General features: G+C 63.2%; 21 protein-coding genes. 5 read left to right on the forward strand and 16 right to left on the reverse strand.

Annotated elements, in window-relative coordinates:
* Positions 1-544: 544 nt before the first annotated feature.
* The 8 genes from ACVWZA_RS17490 to ACVWZA_RS17525 all read right to left on the reverse strand — a co-directional run bounded on the left by ACVWZA_RS17490 (position 545) and on the right by ACVWZA_RS17525 (position 10,274).
* Positions 545-1,729 carry a class I SAM-dependent RNA methyltransferase gene (locus ACVWZA_RS17490; protein ID WP_457312595.1) on the reverse strand — a complete coding sequence of 395 codons (1,185 nt, stop codon included), beginning with the start codon at positions 1,727-1,729 and terminating at the stop codon, positions 545-547.
* On the reverse strand, positions 1,726-3,054 hold the full coding sequence (locus tag ACVWZA_RS17495) for an NAD(P)H-hydrate dehydratase (RefSeq protein ID WP_457312597.1): 1,329 nt from the start codon (positions 3,052-3,054) through the stop codon (positions 1,726-1,728). Before ACVWZA_RS17495 ends, ACVWZA_RS17490 begins: the two co-directional genes overlap by 4 nt.
* A gap of 62 nt (positions 3,055-3,116) precedes the next feature.
* Positions 3,117-3,518 carry a hypothetical protein gene (locus ACVWZA_RS17500; protein WP_457312599.1) on the reverse strand — a complete coding sequence of 134 codons (402 nt, stop codon included), beginning with the start codon at positions 3,516-3,518 and terminating at the stop codon, positions 3,117-3,119.
* Positions 3,505-5,226: a dihydroxy-acid dehydratase gene (ilvD, locus tag ACVWZA_RS17505; protein ID WP_457312601.1), complete on the reverse strand. Its 1,722-nt coding sequence runs from the start codon at positions 5,224-5,226 to the stop codon at positions 3,505-3,507. Before ilvD ends, ACVWZA_RS17500 begins: the two co-directional genes overlap by 14 nt.
* A 9-nt stretch (positions 5,227-5,235) precedes the next feature.
* On the reverse strand, positions 5,236-5,970 hold the full coding sequence (locus ACVWZA_RS17510) for an N-formylglutamate amidohydrolase (protein ID WP_457312602.1): 735 nt from the start codon (positions 5,968-5,970) through the stop codon (positions 5,236-5,238).
* 206 nt (positions 5,971-6,176) lie between these two features.
* On the reverse strand, positions 6,177-7,007 hold the full coding sequence (locus ACVWZA_RS17515) for a 4-(cytidine 5'-diphospho)-2-C-methyl-D-erythritol kinase (protein ID WP_457312604.1): 831 nt from the start codon (positions 7,005-7,007) through the stop codon (positions 6,177-6,179).
* Complete coding sequence (locus tag ACVWZA_RS17520; RefSeq protein ID WP_457312606.1) at positions 7,004-8,641, reverse strand: tetratricopeptide repeat protein; 1,638 nt, start codon at positions 8,639-8,641, stop codon at positions 7,004-7,006. Before ACVWZA_RS17520 ends, ACVWZA_RS17515 begins: the two co-directional genes overlap by 4 nt.
* Positions 8,613-10,274, reverse strand: coding sequence for an electron transfer flavoprotein-ubiquinone oxidoreductase (locus tag ACVWZA_RS17525; RefSeq protein ID WP_457312608.1), 1,662 nt, complete (start codon positions 10,272-10,274; stop codon positions 8,613-8,615). The genes ACVWZA_RS17520 and ACVWZA_RS17525 overlap by 29 nt, the downstream gene beginning before the upstream one ends.
* Before the next feature lie 116 nt (positions 10,275-10,390).
* On the opposite strand from ACVWZA_RS17525, the gene ACVWZA_RS17530 reads away from it, so the two are divergent.
* The 3 genes from ACVWZA_RS17530 to moaB all read left to right on the forward strand — a co-directional run bounded on the left by ACVWZA_RS17530 (position 10,391) and on the right by moaB (position 13,465).
* Positions 10,391-11,137, forward strand: a complete 747-nt coding sequence (locus ACVWZA_RS17530; RefSeq protein WP_457312610.1) for a uracil-DNA glycosylase — start codon at positions 10,391-10,393, stop codon at positions 11,135-11,137.
* Between the two features lie 62 nt (positions 11,138-11,199).
* Complete coding sequence (locus ACVWZA_RS17535; RefSeq protein WP_457312718.1) at positions 11,200-12,933, forward strand: transglycosylase SLT domain-containing protein; 1,734 nt, start codon at positions 11,200-11,202, stop codon at positions 12,931-12,933.
* Between the two features lie 52 nt (positions 12,934-12,985).
* The gene (moaB, locus tag ACVWZA_RS17540; RefSeq protein WP_457312719.1) at positions 12,986-13,465 is read left to right on the forward strand and encodes a molybdenum cofactor biosynthesis protein B; all 480 of its coding nucleotides are present in this window, start codon (positions 12,986-12,988) and stop codon (positions 13,463-13,465) included.
* Positions 13,466-13,492: 27 nt separating this feature from the next.
* Here the strand turns inward: moaB and ACVWZA_RS17545 are convergent, their stop codons facing one another.
* The gene (locus ACVWZA_RS17545; RefSeq protein WP_457312611.1) at positions 13,493-13,993 is read right to left on the reverse strand and encodes a YbjN domain-containing protein; all 501 of its coding nucleotides are present in this window, start codon (positions 13,991-13,993) and stop codon (positions 13,493-13,495) included.
* Positions 13,994-14,141: 148 nt separating this feature from the next.
* On the opposite strand from ACVWZA_RS17545, the gene ACVWZA_RS17550 reads away from it, so the two are divergent.
* On the forward strand, positions 14,142-15,089 hold the full coding sequence (locus tag ACVWZA_RS17550) for a hypothetical protein (protein WP_457312613.1): 948 nt from the start codon (positions 14,142-14,144) through the stop codon (positions 15,087-15,089).
* 78 nt (positions 15,090-15,167) lie between these two features.
* On the forward strand, positions 15,168-16,238 hold the full coding sequence (locus ACVWZA_RS17555) for a PA0069 family radical SAM protein (RefSeq protein WP_457312615.1): 1,071 nt from the start codon (positions 15,168-15,170) through the stop codon (positions 16,236-16,238).
* Positions 16,239-16,284: 46 nt separating this feature from the next.
* Here the strand turns inward: ACVWZA_RS17555 and ACVWZA_RS17560 are convergent, their stop codons facing one another.
* The 7 genes from ACVWZA_RS17560 to ACVWZA_RS17590 form a co-directional block, all read right to left on the reverse strand.
* Entirely contained in the window at positions 16,285-17,877 is a 1,593-nt protein-coding gene (locus ACVWZA_RS17560) for a long-chain fatty acid--CoA ligase (RefSeq protein ID WP_457312617.1), read from the reverse strand.
* A gap of 15 nt (positions 17,878-17,892) precedes the next feature.
* Entirely contained in the window at positions 17,893-21,405 is a 3,513-nt protein-coding gene (gene dnaE / locus ACVWZA_RS17565; RefSeq protein WP_457312619.1) for a DNA polymerase III subunit alpha, read from the reverse strand.
* Positions 21,406-21,515: 110 nt separating this feature from the next.
* Positions 21,516-21,995, reverse strand: coding sequence for a glutathione peroxidase (locus ACVWZA_RS17570; RefSeq protein WP_457312621.1), 480 nt, complete (start codon positions 21,993-21,995; stop codon positions 21,516-21,518).
* Complete coding sequence (locus ACVWZA_RS17575) at positions 21,992-22,594, reverse strand: GNAT family N-acetyltransferase (protein ID WP_457312623.1); 603 nt, start codon at positions 22,592-22,594, stop codon at positions 21,992-21,994. Before ACVWZA_RS17575 ends, ACVWZA_RS17570 begins: the two co-directional genes overlap by 4 nt.
* A gap of 4 nt (positions 22,595-22,598) precedes the next feature.
* Positions 22,599-23,147 (reverse strand): hypothetical protein, encoded by a 549-nt coding sequence (locus ACVWZA_RS17580; protein WP_457312625.1) that lies wholly within the window; start codon positions 23,145-23,147, stop codon positions 22,599-22,601.
* A complete protein-coding gene (locus ACVWZA_RS17585; protein WP_457312627.1) occupies positions 23,144-23,818 on the reverse strand; it encodes an ABC transporter ATP-binding protein in 675 nt (224 codons plus the stop codon). The genes ACVWZA_RS17580 and ACVWZA_RS17585 overlap by 4 nt, the downstream gene beginning before the upstream one ends.
* The gene (locus ACVWZA_RS17590; RefSeq protein ID WP_457312629.1) at positions 23,811-25,061 is read right to left on the reverse strand and encodes a lipoprotein-releasing ABC transporter permease subunit; all 1,251 of its coding nucleotides are present in this window, start codon (positions 25,059-25,061) and stop codon (positions 23,811-23,813) included. Before ACVWZA_RS17590 ends, ACVWZA_RS17585 begins: the two co-directional genes overlap by 8 nt.
* Positions 25,062-25,510 lie beyond the last annotated feature (449 nt).

The following is a 25,510-nucleotide window of genomic DNA, read 5'->3' on the forward strand; positions in this document are numbered from 1 at the left end:
CGTGATACCAGTGCGCATGTCGCAACGTCGCATGCCGCAGCCGCCATGGGAATCCTAAAACGGACTCCTTCGTTCCGATCAATCCACTAGCGTAGCTTTCGCTCACCCTCTCATCGGTCTCCTCCGCGGAATCACATCTGCCGAACAAGCGTCCCATTGCCTGTGGACGGGCGTTCCGTGCGTCAAAATTTCCGCACGTGCCACGCCGGGCTAAATCATCAGCCTTACAATTAAGCATATGATATATTGATATATAATTCAGACGACCTGCCGGGGTGGTGGTCCGAGATATGCGACAAACCGGTGTAACATATCTCCCGCCTCTTACCGAGGTGGCGGCCTGAGATATGTAACACGACTGGTGTAACATATCTCTTGTCGCCATCCCCGTAGTCGCGCCGTCGCCAACGATTCAAGCATCACACGAGATCGGGCATATCGTCGCTCGTCGGCCTTGTACCGGCGCGCTCTTTCTCAGTGTCGAAAACAGCTTTGCCACGATGCCATCGACGCGTTGCCTTGTGTATCCGTCAGATGGAATCCCCTAGCGGCTGAAGCGTGCCGCCAATTCAACATGAGTCGACCAGCGGAACTGGCCGACAGGCTGAATCCAGTCGAGCGTATAGCCTCCCTTGCACAGCATCTCCGCATCGCGGGCAAAACTGCTGGGATTGCATGAAACATAAGCGATCAACGGCGCTTTCGATTCGGCCAGCTGCAATGCCTGTTCGCGCGCGCCCGCACGCGGCGGATCGAGCACGATCGCCTGGAACCGATCCAGTTCTACGGTTGTGAGCGGCCGGCGGAACAGATCGCGATGGTCGGCGAAGATCTGGCGGCCGGCCAGCGCCGCCGCGGATTTGAGCGCACCGATGGCATCGCGCGCGGCTTCGCCGGCATAGACGCGGCCGGGAAGCGCGAAAGTGAAGGTGCCGAGACCGGCAAACAGGTCGGCGGTGGTCGTCGCACCGCCGGTCGCTTCGCGCACCGCATCGATCAGCGCCGTCTCCCCATCACGCGTCGCCTGGAGGAATGCGCCGGTCGGCAAAGCCACGGGCACGCCGGCCAGAGTGATCGTCACCGGCTCAGGTTCCCACCGCATCTCCGCGCCCAGCCCGCTGTCGATCGCGAAGCGGGCGACATTGTAGCGCGTACAAAAATCTCCGATCGCCTCAGCCGCCGCGAGGCCTTCGGGTTCAATGCCTTCGATAAGGAGGTCGATGCCTTGATCTGCTTCAGTCAGATGAAGCCGGGCGCGGCGGTTCTTCTTGAGGAACCTGGCCAATAACGGGCGCAAGGGTGCGATCAGCGCGAACAATGCCGGGGTGAGGATATGGCATTCCTCGATATCGACCAGCGTGTGGCTGGCATTCTCACTGAAGCCGATCTGGACGCGACCGCCCTTCATCTCGGCTTGCAAAGCCGCACGCCGCCGACTGCGCGGTGGTGAAAGCTGCGGCGCACGGATTTCGGTTTCGAGGCCGTGCGCCGCCAGCGCCCCGATAATGCGATCGGTTATGAAATCGGCATAGCTGAGGTCATCGAGATGCTGCAGCTGGCACCCGCCACAGCGGGGAAAGTGACGGCATGGCGGCGTCTGGTGATGAGGCCCGGGGAGGACATCCCCGGCGGCGGTCAGCGTATCGCCGGGCGCGGCCAGCGCGGCGTGACGGCCGTTGGCGGTGATCCCGTCGCCACGCGCGGCGACCCGGATGATCGTATCGGTCATGACCTGCTCCTGACGGTTGTCAGGGCATTGGCGAGATCGTCGGCGATAAAAGCTCCCCCCAGGCTGGATGCCGCTTCGCCATGACACCAGACGGCTGCATGAGCCGCATCAATCGGACTCAGTCCCGACGCAAGGAACGCGCCGATCGCACCCGCCAACACGTCACCAGTTCCCGCAGTGGATAGCCAAGGATTGGCCGCCTGAGCGATGCGAACCTGGCCGTCGACTGAGCCAATAACCGTGTCGGGGCCCTTAAAGACGATCGTCGCACCAGCACGCGCCGCGGCGACATGGGTGCGGTCGATCTTGCTGGCCCCGCCATCCGCCCCGCCGAACAGCGAATCGAACTCTCCGGCATGTGGCGTCATGATTACGGGTGCCGCACGATCGCGAATGGTCGAGAGACCGGCGTCATCGAGCAGGTGGATCGCATCCCCGTCGATAACCAGCGGAGCGGGCGACGCCAACGCGTGGCTCAACCGGGCTCCAGCCTCCGCGCCCCGACCCAGGCCGGGACCGATCACCAGCGCGCCGATCCGCTTGTCGGTCAGCGCCTCATCGGTGAACGGCCTGCGGACGACCGCGTGCGGTTGCGCCGCGCCACCCTCGGCCAGCAGAAGTGCGTAGCCCGCACCAGCGCGCAGCGCTGCGACCGCCGCGAGTTCGGCGGCGCCGGGCATATCGCCGCCGATTATGGTCACCATGCCACGCGAATATTTATGCGATTCCGCACCGGGCGGTCGCAGCGGCGGCCTGCCCATGACCCGAGCATCGCTCGATACTGGCACGCCGATATCGAGGACACGAACGGCGCCGCAGCGGGCGGCCGCCGGATAGAGCAGATGCGCGGGCTTCGCGGCACCGAGTGCCAGCGTCACATCGGCAACCGGAATATCGCCAAGCAGCGCGCCATCGTCGGTGCCGACCCCGCTCGGTAAGTCAATCGCGATCGACAAGTGGGCGCGATCATATAATCGCCGCAACCCATCGCAGATCGACCCCTCAAGCGGTCGCGACATGCCGGTGCCGAACAAGGCATCGACCAGCACCGGTGCCGCCCTCGCATCATGGAAATCTTCGACACGTGCGCTCCACCCCTCACACGCCCTACGCGCCGCTTCGGTCGCCGGCGGTGCGGATGCGGCAACCCGAACCGGCAAGCCCCAGCCCTTCAGCGCGGCCGCCACGACATAACCGTCCCCGCCATTATTACCCGGGCCGCACAGGACCAGCACCTCGCTCCCCGAAGCAAGACGTCGAACGACCAGTGCGACTTCCAGCCCCGCACGCGCCATCACGCTGTCGACAGTTGCGCCAGTGGCCATCGCGGCATCTTCCGCTGCGCGCATTTCCGCAGCAGTTAGAACAGGTTGACCTGCAAGTGGCGTCATGGCTTCGCGGGCACGACAGCTTTCACCGTGGCCGGCAGGCGATACCGGTCGCCGCCGAGCGCCACTTCGATCCGGTCCTTGTCGATAATGGTAACCTTGGCCGGTTCGGCGCCGTCCGCAGCGATAAGGCCGCGCCCGTCCTTGGTCACCAGCAGGCGGTGGAACGCGCCGTCAGGATGACGGACGGTCAGGACCAGCCCCTCCGCCGTGGTTTCACGGTCCACGGTGCAATTGCGCACGAAGGCGAGCGACCCGGCCTGCGCGCAAACCAGCTCGCCCTTGTCCTCGACCGCAGCGCGTTGTTCGGCCTCGACTGTGGCGAGCGTGCCGTGGTCGGTCTTGGTCTCGCCACATGCGGTGGCGCACAGGGCAAGCAGGATTCCTCTAGATATCCGCATAGACATGACGTTCGGCGCTGGCTCCCGGGTGCGTGACCGCGCCCTTATAGGCCGGGCCGACGGTCGCCGCATAGCGCCACAGCGCACCGGACTGGTAATCATTCACCCGCGGCTGCCATCGGGCACGCCGCTCGGCGAGCACGTCCTCGGCTACATCGAGGTCGATCGTGCCGGCTGCGGCATCGATGCCGATCATGTCGCCATCCTCGACCAGCGCGATCGGGCCGCACTCGGCGGCTTCCGGACCGACATGACCGATGCAGAAACCGCGCGTTGCGCCAGAGAAGCGCCCGTCGGTGACCAGCGCAACCTTCTCACCCAGGCCGAGGCCGTAAAGCGCGGCGGTAGTGGAGAGCATCTCGCGCATGCCGGGGCCGCCCTTTGGCCCCTCGTAGCGGATGACGATGACGCAGCCTTCGGCGATGTCGCGCGCTTCGACCGCCGCGAAAGTGTCCTCCTCGCAATCGAATACGCGCGCCGGACCGCTGAATTGCAACCGGTGCATGCCGGCTACCTTCACGATCGCGCCATCGGGGGCAAGACTACCGCGCAAGCCGACCACACCGCCGGTTGCTGTGATCGGCGTCTTGACGTCATAGATCACCTTCTGGTCGGGGTTCCACGTCACCTGATCGATATTCTCGCCCAGCGTCTTGCCAGTGACGGTCAGGCAATTGCCGTTGAGGAAGCCACCCGAGAGCATCGTCTTCATCAGCATATAGACGCCGCCGGCTTCATACATGTCCTTGGCGACATATTTCCCACCGGGTTTCAGGTCGGCAATATAAGGCGTTGATTTAAATGCATCTGCAACGTCGAACAGATCGAACTCGATTCCCGCTTCATTGGCCATGGCGGGTAGATGCAGCGCGCCGTTGGTCGAACCGCCGGTCGCCGCGACGACCCGTGCCGCGTTGATGAACGCCTCCCGCGTGCAGATGTCGCGCGGGCGGATGTTCGCCTCGATCAACGCCATGACCTGATCGCCCGCCGCACGCGCAATCTCATCGCGCCCACGATACGGTGCCGGCATCATATTGGAATTGGGCAACGACAGGCCGATCGCCTCTCCGACACACGCCATTGTGTTGGCGGTGAATTGTCCGCCGCACGCGCCATGTCCTGGACAGGCGACCTTTTCGAGCTCGATCAGCTCCTGCAACGGGCATCCGCCGGCGGCATATTTGCCGACCGCCTCGAACACGTCGACCACGGTGACATCTTTGCCGTGAAAGCTGCCGGGCAGGATCGATCCGCCATAGACGAAGATACTCGGCACGTTGAGCCGAAGCATAGCCATCATCATCCCGGGCAGAGATTTGTCGCAGCCGGCGAAACCGACCAGCCCGTCATAGCAATGACCGCGCACGCTGAGCTCGATCGAATCGGCGATCACCTCACGGCTGACCAGCGAGGACTTCATGCCCTGATGGCCCATCGCGATGCCGTCGGTGACGGTGATGGTGTTGAAGCGCCGCGGCATGCCGCCGCCGGCGATCACGCCGGCCTGCGCTGCATCGGCCTGCGCATCGAGCGTGGTATTGCATGGCGCGGAGTTGTTGCCGGCGCTGGCCAAGCCGACAAATGGCTTGGCGATATCCTCTTCGGATATGCCCATCGCATAATAATAACTACGGTGCGGCGCGCGCTCCGGACCAACAGAAACATGGCGGCTCGGCAGGCGAGACTTGTCGAATATACGGGTCATGGCGAAAGCCTATGTCGCGAGAGGCCCCTTTGACGCAAGTCTGTTGCGTACGGTTTCGAGCATCGGCGCGAGAATTTCGTTCCAGCGTGTCACGCCGGCGGCATCGGCGATGCCGTCGTTACGGATTTCGATCGCCAGGCTGGCGATGCCGTTGGCCTCGCCGTGGCGGTTGAGCGTCGCATTGAGGACACGGCCCGAATAAGGTTCGTTATCGCCAGTCACGATGCCGCGCTCACGCAGCAGATCGATCACCAGATGCGCGGCGCGCGTATCGCGATTGTAGAGGATTCCCGCCTCCCATGGCCGACGGTCAGCCCCGCCGCTCTCCAGTTCGGGCGTGAAGCTGTGGATCGACGCGAGCAAAGTCGGCCGATGCCGTCTTATCAAAGCGGCGAGTGCCCGGTGATAGGGCGCGTGAAAACGAGTGATATGCGCGGCGCGATCGAGCCCCTCATTGCCGGGGATCATATGGCCGTCACTGGCAGCCGGGATCAGCGAGGGATGATCGGGCTGACGATGCAGGTCGATAACCAGGCGCGATACCGTAGCAAAGATCGCCGGCGCACCGAGCGTGTTGGCAAGCGCCCCGGTCAACGGCCCCGCACCAATGTCTATCGCGATATGCTTGTCGAGCAGCGCCGGCTGGATACCCAGGGCGATATCCGTCGGGACCGCATTGGATGCATGGTCGCAGATCAGCAGGATGCCGCCGCTTGTTCCGTCAAGGATGTTGGGGGCGCTCATGATCGTGAAAGAAGGGCGGCGGAACCAAGCCCACCGCCCTTCCGGTCAGATGGCGCGCGGGGGGACCGTGGACCATCAGCGGACGCGGTACCCCAGGGCGCCGGATCCGTTCGGATAGTGCCTAGCAAGAGTGATGCCAGACGGGCCGCACGAAGGCGCGCGGCGGCGAGGGCTTTGCGGTTGTGCCGTTTCGGGGCGGAAAACTGTCACGCGAGTGTCGATTCGAGACACCACCACAAGGGCCGGTCCGCACGGATCGCCCGGGCGGCTGCGTTTCGTTCTTCCTCTCGCCGGTAAAGCGCAAAGCAGGTCGCGCCCGAGCCGGACATACGGACGAGCATCGGGTCGCCATGGGCCTCCAAGGCATGGAGCACCTCGTCGATAACCGGTGCGATCGTCCGGGCCGGCGCTTCGAGATCGTTCCGCCCAGCCAGAGAGCGGTCGAGCAACGACCCATCGGCGATGCCACCGCGATCCACACCATCCCACACACGAAAAACCGCCGCCGTGGAAACCGCGGCGCCGGGATTGAGCAGCAGGACCGGCGTGCCAGCCAGGCCGTCGATACGGTCCAGCCGCTCCCCCCTGCCTCTGCCCAATGCGGTCTTGCCAAAAAGGCACGCCGGGACGTCGGAACCCAGAGCGTCGGCGCAATCGAACAAGCGGCGATCGTCAACTGGAATATCATACAGTCGCGCGAGCCCGCGCAAGGTCGCGGCGGCATCCGCCGAACCGCCGCCGATACCGGACGCAACTGGCAAATGCTTGTCCAGCGTGATGCTGACCGGCTGATGCAAATTAAACGTGTCACGGAATCGATCGGCCGCCTGGGTGACCAGATTTTCGACTGGTCCGAACAGATCAGGCGCGTAGGGTCCCGATAGCTGAAACTGATCCTTTACAGATGCTTCTATCGTAATAATGTCGCCATCTCTCAGGAATGCAAACAACGTCTCGATCTCATGATAGCCATCCACTCGGCGGGCGCGAACGTGCAGCGCGAGATTGATCTTGGCCGGCGCCGGTTCGACGATCACGGGCGCTGGCTGGCCTCGACCGGCCCTGTGGCGATCTTTGCGGCGAGCCGTGCACTGCCGCCAGCATCGGCAACAATCGCCGCGGCACGCCAAGAATAGCGCGCCTCGTAACGACGGCCGACCGCCCAATAGGCATCGCCAAGATGCTCGGCGATCTCGCCATTGGCGGGCGCGGCCATGGCGGCGCGTTCGAGCAAAGGCAGCGCACGCGCCACATCGCCGGTCCGGAAATAAGCCCAGGCAAGCGAGTCGGTAATCGAGACATCGTCGGGCGCAAGGCTGCTCGCGCGTTCGAGCATCGCGCGCGATTCCGCTATCTTCTCTCCCCGCTCGATCCGCGCATAAGCAAGATAGTTGAGTGCGAGCGGTTCTTGCGGCGCCATATCGACCGCCCGCTCGAGCGCCTTGCGCGCTTCGGGCCAGCGTTTCGCCTGATCGAGCGCGCCGCCGAGCTGGAGATAGTGCGCCCAGCTGACCTCGTCCCCTGCCCGTTTGATCGATAGCGTAAAGGCCTTCGCCGCATCGTCGTAGCGATGCGCAGTGATCATCAACTGACCGAGCCGGGTCGCATCTTCGCTATCGGCGCCCGGCGACGCCGACAGCACCTGCGCCGCGAGCAGCGCTCGGGCAGAGTCACCGGCGTGATTGAGCACGGTGACACGCGCGTCGAGCGCGACCGGGTAAAATGGACTGTCCGGCTTGACCGCCTGCAAGGCGGAGAGCGCGCCTTCGGTCGCGTCGTTGCTCGACAGCGCGGCGGCGAGCAGCAGGCGGGCCCGGTCGCTGTCCGGTTCGACGCGCAACGCGGCGCGGACCAGTGCGATCGAAAGCGGTGTCGGGTCGCCCTGGGCCAGATCGGCGGCAAGGCGCAGGAACAGGCGCGACAGACCAAACGATGCCGACGCCTTGACGCCAGTGCCGAGGCGCGACCGGAACGCGACCACTACCCGATCGTCGCCGCGCAGCAGCGATTGCGCGATGTCGTTCCGCCCCTGCCCGGCGAGCAGTTGCGCCGCGTTGACCCTCAGGTCGAGGCTCGCCTGATCGGTCCCGATCAGCGCCTGGAGCGCGATCACCCCATCATCGATCCGGCCCGTCGCGATCAACAACAAGGCGCGGTTTTCGGCGTTGAAACGGCGCGCGATCGCTTTCCCCTTGCCGGGATCCAGCCCCGCCAATCCATCGCCGCCATGCTCGAACGTCACCCACGCTTGAAGCGACGCGTGGATGAATTCGAACGGACTGGTCGCAATCCGCGCTAGCGCCGTGTTTTGCGCGGGCAGATCGTTGTTTTTCACCGCGGTGGCGAGCGCAAGCAACGCCGCGTCGGGCGGTGCCGTGCCGTTCTTGTTGAGCACCGCTACCGCACGGTCGATCAGCGCATCGTCGCCCGCCTCCAGCGCCTCGCGATAGGCGCGGCGCGCCACGGTGACGCTTTCCGGCGCCTGGAGCAGAGCCTTGTCATACCCCGCCGCCGCCAGCTCCGTATGGCCGTCGCCATCGGCCGCCCGGGCGCGAGCATAAGCGGTAAGGTCGGTCGCTGCCCTGGCGTCAGCGAACGCGGGGCTCGTCGCGCCAAGTGTCAGGCCGAGTAATAACAGGCGCTTACATGTTCGGATAATTCGGTCCTCCACCGCCCTCGGGGACGACCCAGTTGATGTTCTGGGTCGGGTCCTTGATGTCGCACGTCTTGCAGTGGACGCAGTTCTGCGCGTTGATGACGAACTTCGGGTCGCCGGTTTCTTCCCCGACGATCTCGTAAACGCCCGCCGGGCAATAGCGTTGCGCCGGCTCGTCATACATCGGCAGGTCGTATGAGACCGGGATCTCGGGATCCTTGAGCGTCAGATGGACCGGCTGGTCCTCCTCATGGTTGGTGTTCGACAGGAACACCGAGGACAGCCGATCAAAGGTCAGCACGCCATCGGGCTTGGGATAGACGATCGGCTTGACCAGATCCTTGCGCCACAGGCTCTCATTGTCCGGATGGTGCTTCATCGTGAAGGGCATCTTCAGTCCGAGATGCTCGGCCCACATGGTGATGCCGGCCAGCCCCGATCCGATCAGGTCGCCGAATTTCTCGACCAACGGCAAGACGTTGCGGACCTTGGACAATTCCTTGGCGACCCAACTGGTCTTATAGGCCTCCGGGAAGGCGGCAAGTTCGTCATGCTCGCGACCTGCCGTCACTGCGTCGAACGCGGCCTCAGCGGCCATCATGCCCGATTTCATCGCGGTATGAGTGCCCTTGATACGCGGCACATTGAGGAATCCGGCGCTGTCGCCGATCAGCGCACCGCCGGGGAAGACCAGCTTCGGCACCGACTGGAACCCGCCGTCGCTGATCGCCCGCGCGCCGTACGACACGCGCTTGCCGCCTTGCAGGATCGCCGCGATCGCCGGATGCGTCTTCCAGCGCTGCATCTCGTTGAACGGCGAGAGATAGGGATTGGAATAATTAAGCCAGGTGACGAAGCCGAGCGCGACCTGTCCATTGGCCTGATGATAGAGGAACCCGCCACCGTTCGAACCCTCGGTCTCGGTCAGCGGCCAGCCCTGGGTATGGATCACGCGGCCGGGAAAATGGTTTTCGGGATCAATGTCCCACAATTCCTTGATGCCGAGGCCATAGACTTGCGGCTGGCTGTCCTTGGCGAGCTCGAAATTGCGGATCAGTTCCTTGGAGAGATGTCCGCGTACGCCCTCGCCGAAGAGGGTGTATTTGGCGTGAAGTTCAAGGCCCGGCGTATAATCCGGCTTGTGCGTACCATCACGCGCCACGCCCATGTCGCCGGTCGCCACACCTTTGACCGACCCGTCCTCGTTGAACAATATTTCGGCGGCGGCAAAGCCCGGAAAAATCTCGACGCCCAGCTCTTCGGCCTGGCCCGCCAGCCAACGGCAAAGACTGCCCAGGCTGCCGGTATAGGTGCCCTTGTTGTGCATGAAAGGCGGCGTGACGAAGTGCGGCATGCTGAACTGCTTGGTCCTGGTCAGGATCCAGTGCTGGTTGTCGTTGACCGGCACTTCGGCCATCGGGCAATCGCGCTCGCGCCAGTCGGGGATCAACTCGTCCAGCCCCTTGGGGTCGATCACCGCGCCCGACAGGATATGCGCTCCGACCTCGGAGCCTTTTTCGAGCACGCAGACCGAAAACTCGCTGCCTTTTTCGGCCGCCAATTGCTTCAATCGGATCGCCGCGGAAAGGCCCGCCGGGCCTGCGCCGACGATCACCACGTCATAGGGCATCGACTCACGGTCGCTCATCTTAGTCCTCCGTCGGGGCATCCCCATGCACGCTCGTCGCGTTGCCGGAACGCCTTGTCCTTGTCCCGGTGCCAGCGAATTGACCGCGCCGTCAACTAGTGACTCTAAGGTAAGTGATGGGGGCTGACCAAAATTTCGACTGGCGATATGCCGCGGCGAGCACGATCGATTGGTGGCGCGATGCCGGTGTCGACGCGACGATCGATGAAGCGCCCCGTAACTGGCTGGCGCGTGCTGCTCTGGCTCCGGTCGAAACGAGCCAATCTTCCGTAGCGGCGGCGGCTCCCCTGCCTGAGATACTTCCCGATACGCTGGAAGCTTTCACCGCATGGCGGGGCGGTCCCCACGCGCCGGAGGCCGGCTGGCCCGGCATGATGATTGCGACGACGGGTGCGGTATCGTCGGGACTGATGATCCTGGTCGACCTGCCCGAGCGCGAGGACGCCGAGGCCGGCATCTTGCTGAGTGGCGCAGCCGGACGCTTGTTCGACCGCATGCTTGCCGCGATCGGCCGTGACCGGGATTCGGTCTATCTTGCCGCGGTCTGCACGTCGCGCCCGGCTAGCGGGCGGGTGTCGTCCGAGATCGAGGAACGCCTCAACCAACTCGCTCGCCATCATGTCGCGCTCGCCGCGCCAAAAAGGCTGCTTTTGCTTGGCAATGCGCCAAGCCGTGCGCTGCTCGGGGCGGACGCCGCGCGGGCGCGCGGTGGTTTACGATCGCTTAACCTTAACCTTGGCACGGTGGACATTGGCATTGAGGCGGTGGCGAGTTTCCATCCGCGCTTCCTGCTCGAGAAACCGGCGTACAAGGCCGAAGCGTGGAAGGACCTGCAAATGTTGATCGGGGGACTGGTGTCGTGATCCGCACCGCGACCGTAAGGGCCTTGCTGGGCACGACGCTTTTGGGTTGTGCGCTGGCGGCAATGCCGCTCACCCAGGCAAACGCGACCGACAGCGGAGATGCCGCGGTACCTTCGGCATCAGGGCGCGGCAACGGCATCCCGACCCAGCTCGATTCCGCCCAGCGCGACGGATATCGCGCCGTTTTCGCCAGCATCCGCGCGCAGAAATGGCTCGATGCGCAGCTTCAGCTCGATTCGATGAAGCCCGGCCCGCTCCACTCGATCGCCAAGGCCGAAATGCTCACCGCCAAGGGTTCACCCAAGGCGGACCTGGATCCGCTGATGAAATTGCTCAGCGAGGCGCCAGAGCTACCCCAGGCCGCACAGATGCTGACCATGGCGAGATCGCGCGGCGCGCTCGAACTGCCGACGCTCCCTGAAATGCGCCGCCTCACCTGGCTCGGCAGCGCGCCGGTTCGCTCGCGCGCCAAAAGCATCAAGAGTGATCTCGTCGCGGCGGAGCTGGCGATCAAGATGCAGCCTCTGGTCAAGGAGGATCGCGGCGCTGACGCTCAGGGACTGCTCGAATCGACCGAAGGATTGACCCCGGAGGCCGAAACTGAATGGCAGCAAAAGGTCTCCTGGATCTATTTCCTGCAGGGCGACGACGCCAATGCACGCACCATGGCCGCCAAGGCCGCACGCGGCGTCGGCGACTGGTCGATCCAGGGCGATTGGGTCGGCGCGCTGGCGGCATGGCGGCAGCATGATTGCGCGGCGGCCGGCACCGGCTTCGAAACCGTCGCCGCACGGGCTAGCGAAATAGAACTCCGGGCCGCTGGCCTATACTGGGCATCGCGCGCCGATATGGCATGCGGCCGGCCCGACCGGATCGAAGCGCGGCTGAAGAGCGCATCGCAATATCGCGAGACATTCTATGGGCTGCTCGCGCGTCAGACGCTCGGCATCCGCGATGCCGCCCCGCGCGCCGCCAGCTATGTGGCCGGCGACTGGCAAGCGCTCGGCCGCCGACCGAATATCCGTGTCGCCGCCGCGCTGGTCGAGATCGGCGAGAATGATCTCGCAGACAAGGTGATCAAGCAGCAGGCGAAGCTGGGCGACCCGAGTGAATTCGGATCGCTGGTGCGCCTCACCTCAAACCTCAACCTGCCCAGCACTCTGGTGTGGCTGGCACATAACGGCCCGGTCGGCGCGGCGCCGTCGATGGAGGCGCGCTACCCCGCCCCCAACTGGACGCCCGATGGAGGCTGGCGGGTCGATCGCTCGCTAGTCTATGCCCATACGCTGCAGGAATCGAAATTCCGTACCGACGTGGTGAGCAGCGCGGGCGCTTATGGCCTGATGCAGGTCCGCCCCGGCGCGGCGAGCGATATCGCACGTAAGCAAGGACGCAGCTTCGATCGCTCGGCATTGACCCGGCCCTCGACCAATATCGAGGTTGGACAGAGCTATCTCGAACAATTGCGCGATCTGCCGCTGACCGGCGGGCTGCTGCCCAAAGTGATCGCCGCCTATAATGCCGGGCCGGCGCCGGTGCAGCTGTGGAACGCCCAATCGCGGGATGGCGGCGATCCTTTGCTCTACATTGAATCGATCCCCTATTGGGAAACACGCGGTTATGTGTCGACCGTGCTGCGCAACTATTGGATGTACGAAAGCCAGAGCGGCAAGAACGTTTCGCCGAGCCGCGTCGCCCTGTCGCAAGGCATGTGGCCGCGCTTTCCCGGAATGGCTGGCGCGTCGAGCGTGCGGCTGAGCGCAAAAGCCCCCGGCACGATCCTCAGTGCCAATTGACGAGCCGCCGATAGACGATTCTGGCGCGTTCCTGCCGGTCAGGATCGCGGTGATGACGGTATCGGACACCCGCACCGCTGCCGATGACCGGTCGGGCGATATCCTGGTCGAGCGTCTGTTGGCAGCGGGTCATTTTCTGGCCGACCGGGCAGTTGTGGTCGATGATGTCGCGACTATCGTCGCTCGGCTGACGCGCTGGATCGACGACGATCAGGTCGATTGCGTCATCACCACCGGCGGCACCGGAGTGACCGGACGCGACGTGACCCCCGAAGCGATCGAACAGATCCAGGACAAGCCGATCCCCGGATTCGGCGAGCTTTTCCGCTGGCTCAGCTTCCAGACGATCGGCACTTCGACCATTCAGTCACGCGCCTGCGCCTGCGTCACGCGCGGCACCTATATCTTCGCCTTGCCCGGATCGACCGGTGCAGTGAAGGACGGCTGGGACGGTATCCTCCGGGATCAACTCGACAGCCGGCACAAGCCCTGCAATTTCGTCGAACTGATGCCACGGCTGATGGAGCGATAGCGCTGGATCACGAGCACGAGCGCCGAGTCAAGGTTTGGCGGATGCCGCCGCCGCTTCCTTTTCGGTGAGGAACTTGCTCAGCGAGCTGTCCATCGCGGCGTACCATTCGATATAATCGACGAAATTGCCGTAGGTCATCTTCCCGATCGCACTGACATAGATATATTCGACCAGGTCACCGTCTTCGTCGATCGCAATCTTCAGGAAACGCTTGTCGCGATTCCATTCGTTGACCATCTCCAGCGAATAATAGGGCTTTTTCTTGTACCAGGAAAACAGCTCGAACGAATCGCAACCGGTGTCGTTCTTGCATCCATAAAAATTAACCGTGAACTCGGTGCCGTTGGTCGCGCTCGCGATATAGGACTGGCCGGTCTTGTTCTTTTTCAATTCCGCCTTGTAACCGGCCTGCATCAAAATCCCGGCGACGGTCTTCACATCGCTGACATCGATGATTCGTTCTTCCGTTGCTGCGGCAGCTGGCGTTGCGAAGAGCAACACCGTTGCAATCATTGCCAATTTTTTCACGTGCCATTCCCCCGGAGTCGTCTCTGTCTAACCCGGGTACGCGACCGATCAAGCCGGGTTTTAAGATACGGTGCCAGGCGACGGCCCCTGTAAGCGCCTGTTAAACCCCTGCAGCTATCGTGGCACCGATCATTTGAGGGGCCCGTGGATGACCGCGCCGATTTTCGACCTGACCGCAAAGCTGAAGGCCAAGGCGGACATCACGTCCGAGGACACGCTGGCAATGCGTCGTCTCGCCTGGCCCGACGGCATGATCGACCCGGCCGAGGCCGATGCGATCTTCGACCTCAACACCAGCGTGAAGGGCCAGTCGCGCGACTGGGTCGATTTCTTCGTCGAGGCGATGACCGTCTATCTTGTCGAGCAACAAGAGCCGACCGGCTATATCGACGAGGCCAAGGCCAATTGGCTGATGACAAAGATCGACAGCGACGGCCGGGTCGATACGCTTGGCGAGCTCGAATTGCTGGTCAAGCTGCTGGAAACCGCAACCAACGTGCCCGACACGCTCAAATCCTATGCGCTCAGCCAGATCGAGGCGATCGTGCTGATCGGCACGGGCCCGACGCGCGATGGCGGATCGCTCGATGCGGGATCGATCAGCACTGCCGAGGTTAAACTGTTGCGCCGCCTGTTATTCGCGCAAGGCGGTGACGGTCCGGCGATGGTCAGCCGCGCGGAGGCCGATATGCTGTTCCGCCTCAAGGACGCGACGCTCACCGCGACCAATGCACCGGAATGGCCGACCTTGTTCGTTCAGGCGGTCGGCAATCACCTGATGGCGCACAGCGACTATCATCCGCTGGACCGCGAACGCGCCGCCGAACTCGATAGGTTCATGAACGACACGCGGTCGAGCGTCGCCGGCTTTTCCCGTCGCATCGCTGGATCGAGCGTCGGTACCAGCTTTGCCGCCGTATTCGGCCGGAAGGGCCTGGTCCAGGATCATGACGTTGCGGTCGCTGCCGATCGCGCTATCGCCCACGACGAACGGTCCTGGCTCACATCACGGCTTGAGTCCGATCACGCCTTAGATCCGCTGGAGCAAGCATTGCTGGAGTTCATCAACAGCGAGGGCGAAGGGCCCGCTCTCTAGCAGCCTATATCGGATCCCGCCGGCATCGCCGCGCCTTGCGTTCTTGTTTCGTTCTATCGTTTCCGCTATCTCATGGCGATGGCCGGAAAACGCCCCACGCGTGGTGCCACGCTCAATCGCGACAGCGTGCGCTTTAACCTCCCTGAGCGCGAGGCGGATGGCGACTGGCTGGACGCGCGAGGTGATATCGACGGTGATGTACCGAAGGTCCGCACGACCGTGACGGTCGAAAAACCCCGTACGATCATCACGCGCAACCAGTCGCCCGACATCGGGTTCGACCGCTCGATCAATCCGTATCGTGGTTGCGAACATGGTTGCATCTATTGCTTTGCGCGACCCACCCATGCGTATCACGATCTGTCGCCCGGGCTGGATTTCGAAAGCAGGCTATTCGCCAAACCTGATGCCCCGATCCTGTTGCGTGCTGAACTCGCCAAGCGCGGTTATGTCGTCAATCCGATCGCGTTCGGCACCAACACCGACCCCTATCAGCCAATCGAGGTCGACTGGCGCATCACACGGCAATGTATCGAGATACTCGCCGAAACCGGCCATCCGCTGACCATCACCACGAAGTCCGACCGGGTGGTACGCGACATCGACCTGCTCGCACCCATGGCGACGCGCGGACTAGCGGCGGTCGCGTTGTCAATTACCTCGCTCGACCCGAAGATAGCGATGACGGTCGAACCGCGTGCACCCTCGCCCCAACGACGCCTTGCCGCCGTGCGCAAACTGTCAGCGGCCGGCATCCCGACCTTTGTTTCGATCGCCCCGGTCATTCCGGCAATCACCGATCATGAAATGGAGCATATCCTCGAACGCGCGGCCGAGGCCGGTGCGCGCGCCGCGTTCTTTCTGCCGGTGCGATTGCCGCATGAGGTCGCGCCGCTGTTCAGGGCATGGCTCGATGAACATTTCCCCGATCGCGCGGACAAGGTGATGGCGACGATCCGCGATATCAGGGGCGGTCGCGATAATGATCCTAATTTCGGCACGCGGATGCGCGGCCAGGGACCATGGGCGGAACTGCTGCGCACGCGGTTCAAGATCGCCTGCCGCAAATATGGATTGAACGGCGATCGCATCATGATGCGTAGAGATTTGTTTCGCGCGCCTCAGGGACCGCAGGGTGAGTTGTTCTGACCGGCACGGTGTGCGGCCATATGATCGGCGAAGCTGATACCCGACCTTAGGCAGCGGCCAGCCGATAATCCTTGTAGCGTGCACGCAGATCTGTCTTGAGCAGCTTACCGGTCGCGGTGTGCGGCAGTTCGTCGACGAACAGGATCTCATCCGGAAGCCACCATTTCGCCACGTGATTGGCGAGATGGGCGGTAATCTCGTCAGGCGTCACGCTGCTCCCGGGCTTCCTGACGACCAGCAGCAAGGGGCGCTCATCCCATTTCGGATGATATACGCCGATCGCCGCTGCTTCGCCAACGCCAGCACAGCCGATCGCGGCATTCTCCAGCTCAACCGAACTGATCCATTCGCCGCCCGATTTGATCACATCCTTGGCCCGATCGGTGATCTGCATCGTGCCATCCGGGTGGAGTACGGCGACATCGCCGGTGTCGAACCAATTGTCGGCATCGACCGCATCCTCATCTGCCTTGAAATAGCGCTTCAATACCCAAGGGCCGCGGATTTGCAGCCGACCCGAGCTAACCCCATCGCGCGGCTGTTCGCGATCGCCATCGTCGAGCACACGCAATTCGACGCCGAACGGGATGGACCCCTGGCGCGACACCAGGTCAAGTTGCTCACCCAATGTCATCTCGCCCCAATGCGGTGGCGGGAAACCGGCGGTGCCGATCGGCGAGGTCTCGGTCATGCCCCAGAGATGCTTGACCACCACGCCCATGCCCATGATGCGTTCGATCATCGCGCGCGGCGCTGCCGATCCACCGATCGTTACCTGTTGCAAATGCCGCGGTTCCTCGCCGGTCGAATCCATATGCTGAAACATCGACAACCACACCGTCGGTACGCCGGCCGAATGCGTCACCTTCTCGTCGTTCATCAAACGGCACAGGATCTTGGGATCGTTGACTGCCGAATAGACAAACTTCGCGCCCGACATCGCGCCGGCAAAGGGCAGGCCCCAGGACGCGGCATGGAACATCGGCACGATCGGCAGCACCACCGCATTGGCCGACAGGTTGAATACCCATGGCGCCACCTCCGCCATCGCATGGATGATGGTCGAGCGATGTTCGTACAGCACGCCTTTTGGGTTGCCGGTCGTGCCGCTGGTATAGCAGAGCATGCACGGGTCGCGTTCCGGGCCCTCGACCCAGGCATAATCGCCGTCCTCGGCCGCGATCAGCGCCTCGAAACCGTCGGGGCCGTCATCGTCGAACGCGATATAATGCTCGATGCTGGTCCATTGCGGCTTGAGCCGGTCGACCAGCGACTGGAATTGCTTGTCATAAAACAGCACCCGGTCTTCGGCATGGTTGGCGATATAGACGAGTTGCTCGTCGAACAGGCGCGGGTTGATCGTGTGGATCACGCCGCCAATGCCGATCGCGCCATACCAGGAGACGAGGTGGCGGCTATGGTTCATCGCCAATGTGGCGATGCGGTCGCTCGGCCCGCAGCCCAACCGTTCCAAAACCTGACAGAGCTTCTTTGCATCACGCGCTATGCCGGCCCAGTTGGTGCGGGTTTCGCGGCCGTCGGCCCAGACGCTGACGATCTCGCGCATGCCATGTTCGCGTGCGGCGTGATCGATCAGCCTCGGGACGCGAAGCTCGAAATCCTGCATTCCACCCAGCATCGACACCCTCTCTTGTCAGCCAACCAGAGCGAGCCTCGTTTCTGAGGTTCTCAGCTCCACATCGCTGACATCCTGCAAGGTCTCGATGCGTCCCGCAAGCTCGCCGTCGAGCAGGAAGTCGCGTCCGAGCAACACGCGAGCGCTGCCGCCATCGGGAAGTGCCGCCCTCACCCATACTTGGCCACGAGCGCCGCGATGCTCGGCGAGCATTTCGGCAAGCGCCATTATCGCCGCCGGAGTCGCCACCGCCGCCTCGACCACGAAGCGCGCATTGTTGGCCAGCGCCTCGAACGGCTGGATGCGCTTGATCGTGACGCGCGGCGATTCCTCGCCCGGTCGTCGATCCAGTTCGACCGTCAGGATTCCGCATCCGCCACTTCGCGCCGCTTCTTCGAGATCGGCCGCGACAAGATCGTCGAAACATGTCGCGACGAACTGGCCCGACGGGTCGGATAGCGTTGCCATCAGATAACGGCGCCCCTTGGCCGATGTGCGCCAGCGCGCATCCTCGACCAACGCCGCCATCGTCGCACCCGCCCGGCTGCCGTCATCGGGGATGGCGAGGTCGCCGAGCGCGACATAGGTGCGCGCGCCATGCGCCTTGGCAAGATGCGAATGACGATCCACCGGATGCGCGGAGAAATAATAACCGAACGCCTCCTTCTCCTGCTCCATGCGCTGCGCCAGCGTCCAGCGCGCGCTCAACGGGAGCTTGATCGCCGGTTCCTGCGCTTCGCCCTCGCCGAACAATCCGCCCTGCCCGCTGGTCTTCATCTCCTGCGTCCGCGCCGCGGTCGCCAGCAGCGTCTCGGCCGTGGCGAAGATACCAGCGCGGTTCAGATCGATCGAATCGAACGCCCCCGCCCCGGCCAGTCCTTCGAGCTGCCGTTTGTTGAGTAAGCGCGGATCGACGCGACGCGCGAAGTCATCGAGTGTGTCGAACGGGCCATTGGCGGTGCGCTCGTCGACGAGCTTTTCCATCGCGCCTTCGCCAACACCCTTCAGTGCGGCGAGCGCATAGCGGACGGCCAGTCCGTCACCATCATATTCGACGCTGAATTCCGCCTCGCTCTCGTTGACGCACGGTGCGTGGCATTTGACACCCATGCGCCGCATATCATCGGCGAAAATGGCGAGTTTGTCGGTGAGGTGCAGATCATAGCACATCGATGCCGCGAAAAAATCATGCGGGTGATGCGCCTTGAGCCATGCAGTCTGATAGGCGAGCAGCGCATAAGCGGCGGCGTGTGATTTGTTGAAACCATACCCGGCAAACTTGTCGATCAAATCGAACAGCTCGTTGGCCTTGGGCGCGGCGATCTTGTTGACCGCCATACACCCTTCGACGAAGCCAGCGCGCTGGTCATCCATCTCTTTCTTGATCTTCTTGCCCATCGCCCGGCGCAATAGATCAGCCTGGCCCAGGCTGTAGCCGGCGAGCACCTGCGCGGCCTGCATCACCTGTTCCTGATAGACGAAAATGCCATAGGTTTCGGAGAGGATCTGCTCGAGCAGTGGATGCGGATAGGTGATCGGTTCGCGCCCGTTCTTGCGCGCGCCGAAACTCGGGATGTTATCCATCGGGCCGGGACGATAAAGCGACACCAGCGCGATGATATCGCCGAAATTGGACGGCCGGACCGCCGCGAGCGTGCGCCGCATGCCCTCCGATTCCAGCTGGAACACTCCGACAGTGTCACCCTTTTGGAGCAGTTTATAGACGCCCTCATCATCCCATTCCAGCGCATCCAGGTCGATTGCTATCCCACGTTTTGCAAGGAGTTGTACCGCTTTCTTCAGTACCGATAGCGTCTTCAGGCCAAGGAAGTCGAATTTTACCAGACCTGCCGCCTCGACATATTTCATGTCGAACTGGGTGACCGGCATGTCCGATCGAGGATCGCGATAGAGCGGCACCAGCTGGTTTAGCGGACGGTCGCCGATCACCACGCCGGCGGCATGGGTCGAGCTGTGGCGTGGAAGCCCCTCCAGCTTCATGGCGAGGTCGAGCAGCCGCCTGACGCCTTCATTGTTGCGATATTCCTGCGCCAGTTCGCTGACACCGTTGAGCGCGCGGTCCAGCGTCCAGGGGTCGGTCGGATGGTTGGGCACGAGCTTCGCCAGCCGATCGACCTGACCATAGCTCATCTGCAGCACGCGGCCGGTGTCCTTGAGCACGGCGCGCGCTTTCAATCGCCCGAAGGTGATGATCTGTGCGACATGGTCGGCGCCGTATTTCTGCTGGACATAACGGATCACCTCCTCACGCCGCGTTTCGCAGAAATCGATGTCGAAATCGGGCATCGACACGCGTTCCGGGTTGAGGAAGCGTTCGAACAGCAAACCGAGCTTCATCGGGTCGAGATCAGTGATGGTCAGCGCCCAGGCGACGACCGATCCCGCGCCCGAACCACGGCCCGGCCCGACCGGGATATCGTGATCCTTGGCCCATTTGATGAAATCCGCGACGATCAGGAAATATCCAGGAAAGCCCATCTGGATGATAACGTCGAGCTCGAACTCCAGCCGCTCGCGATAGGAAATGGTCCAGTCGGCGGGCGTATCGCTCGCTTCGAACGGCAGCTTTTGCAGTTCAGCGATCCGCTTGAGTCGCTGATCCAGCCCTGCACGCGCGTCGATGCGCAGCGCTTCGGACTCCGCATCGCGATCGCCGGCCAAACTCGGCAGGATCGGCTTGCGTGCCGGTGCGGCCACGGCGCAGCGCTGCGCCACGACCAGCGTATTGGCGATCGCCTCGGGCAAATCCGCGAACAGCATGCGCATGTCCTTGGCCGGCTTCATCCAGGCGTCGGGCGAGCTGCGCGGGCGATCGTCGCTGGCAATATAGGTCGAATTGGCGATGCACAGCATCGCGTCGTGCGCCTCGCTAAAGTCCTCATCGGCGAAGCAGCACGGATTGGTCGCGACCAGCGGCAGGTCACGTTCATAAGCGAGATCGAGCAAAGCCGGTTCCGCCCTGCCCTCGATCTCGTCGAGCCTGCGGGTCAGTTCGATATAGAGTCGATCGCGGAACAATGACTGCAGCCGATCGACATAAGCGCGTGCACGATCATCCTGCCCTTCGGCCAGCAGCCGCGTCAGGCCACCCTCGCGACCGGCGGTCAGCGCGATCACACCATCTGTGCGGCCTTCGAGAATCGCGAAATCGACGTGCGGCGCTTGCTCGATCGGCCGGCCGAGATGCGCCATAGACACCAGAGCGCAGATATTCTGATACCCGGCCTCGTCCTGCGCGTAGAGCGCCAGCCAGTCGAGTGGTGCCTCGACCCCTTCCGGCATATCGGGCCGCGCCACGCCGAGCATTGCGCCGATGATCGGCTGCACGCCTGCGCCCCTGGCGGCATCGGAAAAGGCCATCGCGGCATAAAGGCCGTTGCGATCGGTCAGCGCGGCGGCGGGAAAGCCCAGTTCCTGGGCGCGCTTGGCGATCGCCTTCGGCTCGATCGCGCCATCGAGCATCGTGTAGGACGAAAAGATACGTAACGGCACAAACGCGGAATGAGGCATCGGCGCGTTATGCGGACACTAGCGCTTCAAGGGAAGCGTCGAGGCGGCGAAATCTGTGGGCAAAACGGTCGATAGAGCTGCCGCATCGTCCGGCCACTGGCCGAGCCGCCTTAAAGCAGCTTCTCGATATCCGCTTCGATATCCTCGGGCTTGGTCGTCGGGGCATAACGGGCGATCGTCTTGCCCGTCCGATCGACCAGGAATTTGGTGAAGTTCCATTTGATACCGGTCGATCCAAGCAGGCCCGGCGCTTCCGAGCGCAGCTTCTGGAATAGTGGATCCGCGTCTGATCCATTGACGTCGACCTTAGCGAACACGGGGAAGGTCACGTCATAGGTCAGCGTGCAGAAATTGGCGATCGCCGCCGCATCGCCGGGCTCCTGGCCACCGAACTGGTTGCACGGAAAACCGAGCACCTCGAACCCGCGATCGGCATATTTGCGGTGCAGCGCCTCCAACCCTTCATATTGCGGGGTGAAGCCGCATTTCGAGGCGGTGTTGACGATCAGCAGCACCTTGCCGGCATAGGCCGACAGGTCAGCATTGCTGCCATCGGCAGCTTTTACGCTCATATCGGTCACTGCGGTCATGCGGTCGCTCCTTCATGGCGCGCGAGCAGATAATCGAGATTGGCGCGGACCCCGGGCCATTCGGTGGCGGTAATCGAATAAACTACGGTATCGCGCAAATGGCCATCGGGCATCACCATGTGGTTGCGCAGAACGCCGTCGAGCTTCGCGCCAAGCCGCTCAATTGCGCGCCGCGAACGCTGGTTGAGCCAATCGGTGCGCAGTTGGACGCACGAGCAGCCCAAGCCATCGAAGGCATGAGTCAGGAGCAGCCGCTTCGTATCGCTGTTGAGTCCGGTGCGCTGCACACGGCGTGCATAGAGCGTGCCGCCGATCTCGACCCGACGATGCGGCTCGCTCATGCGCATGAAGCGCGTGGTGCCGGCGATCGCGCCATTCGCATCGAGCACCGCAAAGGGCATCGCCCGTCCGGCGTCGCGCTCGCTCATCAGCTTCGCCATCCAGGTGGCGACCGTCGCGGCATTGGGCACGAAGGTGTAGAATTGATCAGCCAGATCTTCGGTGATCGCCGCGATCAGCGCTTCGCCGTCCCCGTGCTGGAGTGGGCGAAGCGTGACATGCTGTCCGGACAATGTCGGCACGTTGGTCCATACCGACATCGCGTCAGGCGGCCGGGCTGTAGATCAAGTCGAACGACGGGCTCCAACTCTTGCCGCCGTCGGTCGATACTTCGCCCAACTGGCGCACCACGCCGCCCGGCTGGCGCGAATAGGTCATGCGCACCAGTCCGTCTTTGCCGGGGCCGACCACTCCTGCCCAGTCGCCGGTCAGGACCATCGCGTCGCCGCTGCAAGCGCCAGTGAAATCGACTCGTGTGCCGGTCGAATCGACCCAGGCCTGACGCCATTGGCCTGTCTTGCGGTCGTAGTTGCTGAGACTGCCGCCACCGTTTCCGGCAATCGGCATCCAGTTCTCCCGGATCGCGCAGTCATTGTAGAGCTTCTCGATCAACGAATGCGCGATGATCGCGCCCTTTCCGTTGGGACGCACATCCCAGTGCCCAACCCAGAAATCGAACTGCCGATATGCGGTATCGGCGCATGCCGGCGCTGATAGCGGAGCGGGGACCGGCGCGACTACGGTCTGGGCGGCGAGCGGCATCGCCAACCCTGCCATGGCGGCGAACCAAATGGCTTTTGCGGGAGTCGTCAAGCCAAAGTCCCCTCGTGCAGCCTCACCACCCGATCCATCTTCAACGCCATGCGCTCGTTATGAGTCGCGACCAGCGCCGCCGATCCTTCATGGCGGACAAGGCGGAGAAATTCGGCAAGGACGATGTCGGCCGTGGCCTCGTCGAGATTACCGGTCGGCTCATCAGCGAGCACCAGCGCAGGCCGGTTGGCGAGCGCGCGGGCGACGGCGACGCGCTGCTGTTCGCCGCCCGACAATTGGCTCGGCCGGTGCGTCAACCGCTCGCCAAGGCCGAGCGCGGTCAGCAGCGAGGCAGCGCGTTCATCAGCCTCGGCGCGAGTCTTGTCGCGGATCAATTGCGGCAGGACGACATTCTCGGCCGCGTTGAAATCCGGCAGCAGATGATGGAATTGATAGATGAAACCGAGATAGTCGCGGCGCACCAGCGTGCGGCCATGCGCATCGAGCTTCGCCGCTTCGCTGCCGGCGATGCGGATCGATCCGCCGAACCCGCCCTCGAGCAGCCCGATCGCCTGCAACAGCGTGGATTTGCCCGACCCCGACGGCCCGAGCAACGCGACGATCTCACCCTTGCCCACGGTCAGGTCGACGCCGCGCAATACTTCGATCGTGACGTCGCCCTGCGTAAAGCTGCGGACCAGGCCTTTTACGGCCAGAACGGGCTCACTCATAACGCAATACCTGTACCGGATCGGTGCTCGCCGCCTTGAATGCCGGATAGAGCGTGGCGAGGAAGCTGAACACCAACGCCATCAGCGCGATCGCGACGATCTCGACCGGGTCGGTCTTGGACGGCAATTCGGTCAGGAAGCGGATCGCCGGATCCCAAAGATTCTGCCCGGTGAGGAACTGCACGAAATTCACCACGCCCTGTCGGTAATACAGGAAGATGAAACCAAGGATCAGCCCGGCAAGCACACCGAGCGCGCCGATCGTCGTACCAACCACCATGAAGATGCGTATCAGGCCGCCGCGCGACGCGCCCATCGTGCGCAGGATAGCAATGTCGCGCGTCTTGGCGCGCACCAGCATGATCAGCGATGATAATATGTTGAATACCGCGACAAGGATGATGATCGACAGCACGGTGAACATCGCCACCCGTTCGACCGCCAGCGCCTCGAACAATTGCGCGTTCAGCTGGCGCCAGTCGGCGACCACCGCCCTTCCCCCGATCTTGTCGGCGAGCGGCGCCAGGATCGTGCCCACGCGGTCGGCATCCTCGGTCTGGATCTCGACCATCCCCACATTGTCGCCGAGCAGGAGCAATGTCTGGGCATCCTCCATCGGCATGATCACATAGGCCTTATCGTAATCGTACACACCGATCTCGAAGATCGCGCCGACAGTGTAGGATACGATCCGCGGCACGGTGCCGAACGGCGTGGTCTGGCCCTGCGGACTGATCAGCGAGATTTCGCTACCGACCTGCGCGCCGAGCGCGTCGGCCAGCCGCGATCCGATCGCGATCTTTCCGCTGCCTTGTTTCAAATTTCTGAGCGATCCCATCACGACTTTCGAGCGGATCGTTGGATTGCCGAGGATATCCTCGACCCGCATGCCGCGCACCAGCACCGCCTCCACCCGGCCATTATAACTGGTCATCAATGGCTGTTCGATCATCGGCGTGGCGCGGGTCACGCCGGGTGTCGCCTGGGCGTTCTTCACGATCTCGCGCCAGTCGGGCAGCCGTCCGCCGACTCCCTGCACCACCGCATGACCGTTCAGCCCGACGATCTTGTCGAACAGCTCGGCGCGAAAGCCATTCATCACGCTCATGACGATGACCAGGGCGGCGACGCCAAGCATCACCGCGACCAGGCTGATGCCCGCGACAAGGAAAATGAACGCCTCGCCCCTGCCGGGCAGGAGGTAGCGCCGCGCGATCATGCGTTCGTAGCGTGACAATATCATGGGTTTCGGTGATGCCATCCGAGGAAAGACGCTGCCGCTCTACGTCGAGCTTGCAGCGTGCGCAACCAAAACGCCCTGTTGCGCAATCGCCACAGGGTGGCCGCAATCGAACCACAATGGTCATAATGCCGGTGACAAACCGCACTGCCGATCCTAGCAGTTCCAACACTGACACACAGGCAACGGCCGTGGTTCGGGGAATGCTTTCAGCTCCACCTCAAAAGGGGTGTGCAGCGAGGGCGGGACAAGGGGGCTGACGAGCGATCGTCACGCAGGCGCCCGGGCTGGAGACAGTCCGGGCGTTTGACATTTCTGGGGCTGGCGGCCCCGTGCGCATCGGCGCAATATTCCAGATCGACAATGCATTGTTCCGGGCGAGCCGTTTAACTCGGCCGGCGCGCGCCGGCCGTTGGCGGCTGGGCAGGCAAAAGAGGAAAACCCTCTCCCGC

The sequence above is a fragment of the Sphingomonas sp. UYAg733 genome (genome assembly GCF_054057355.1).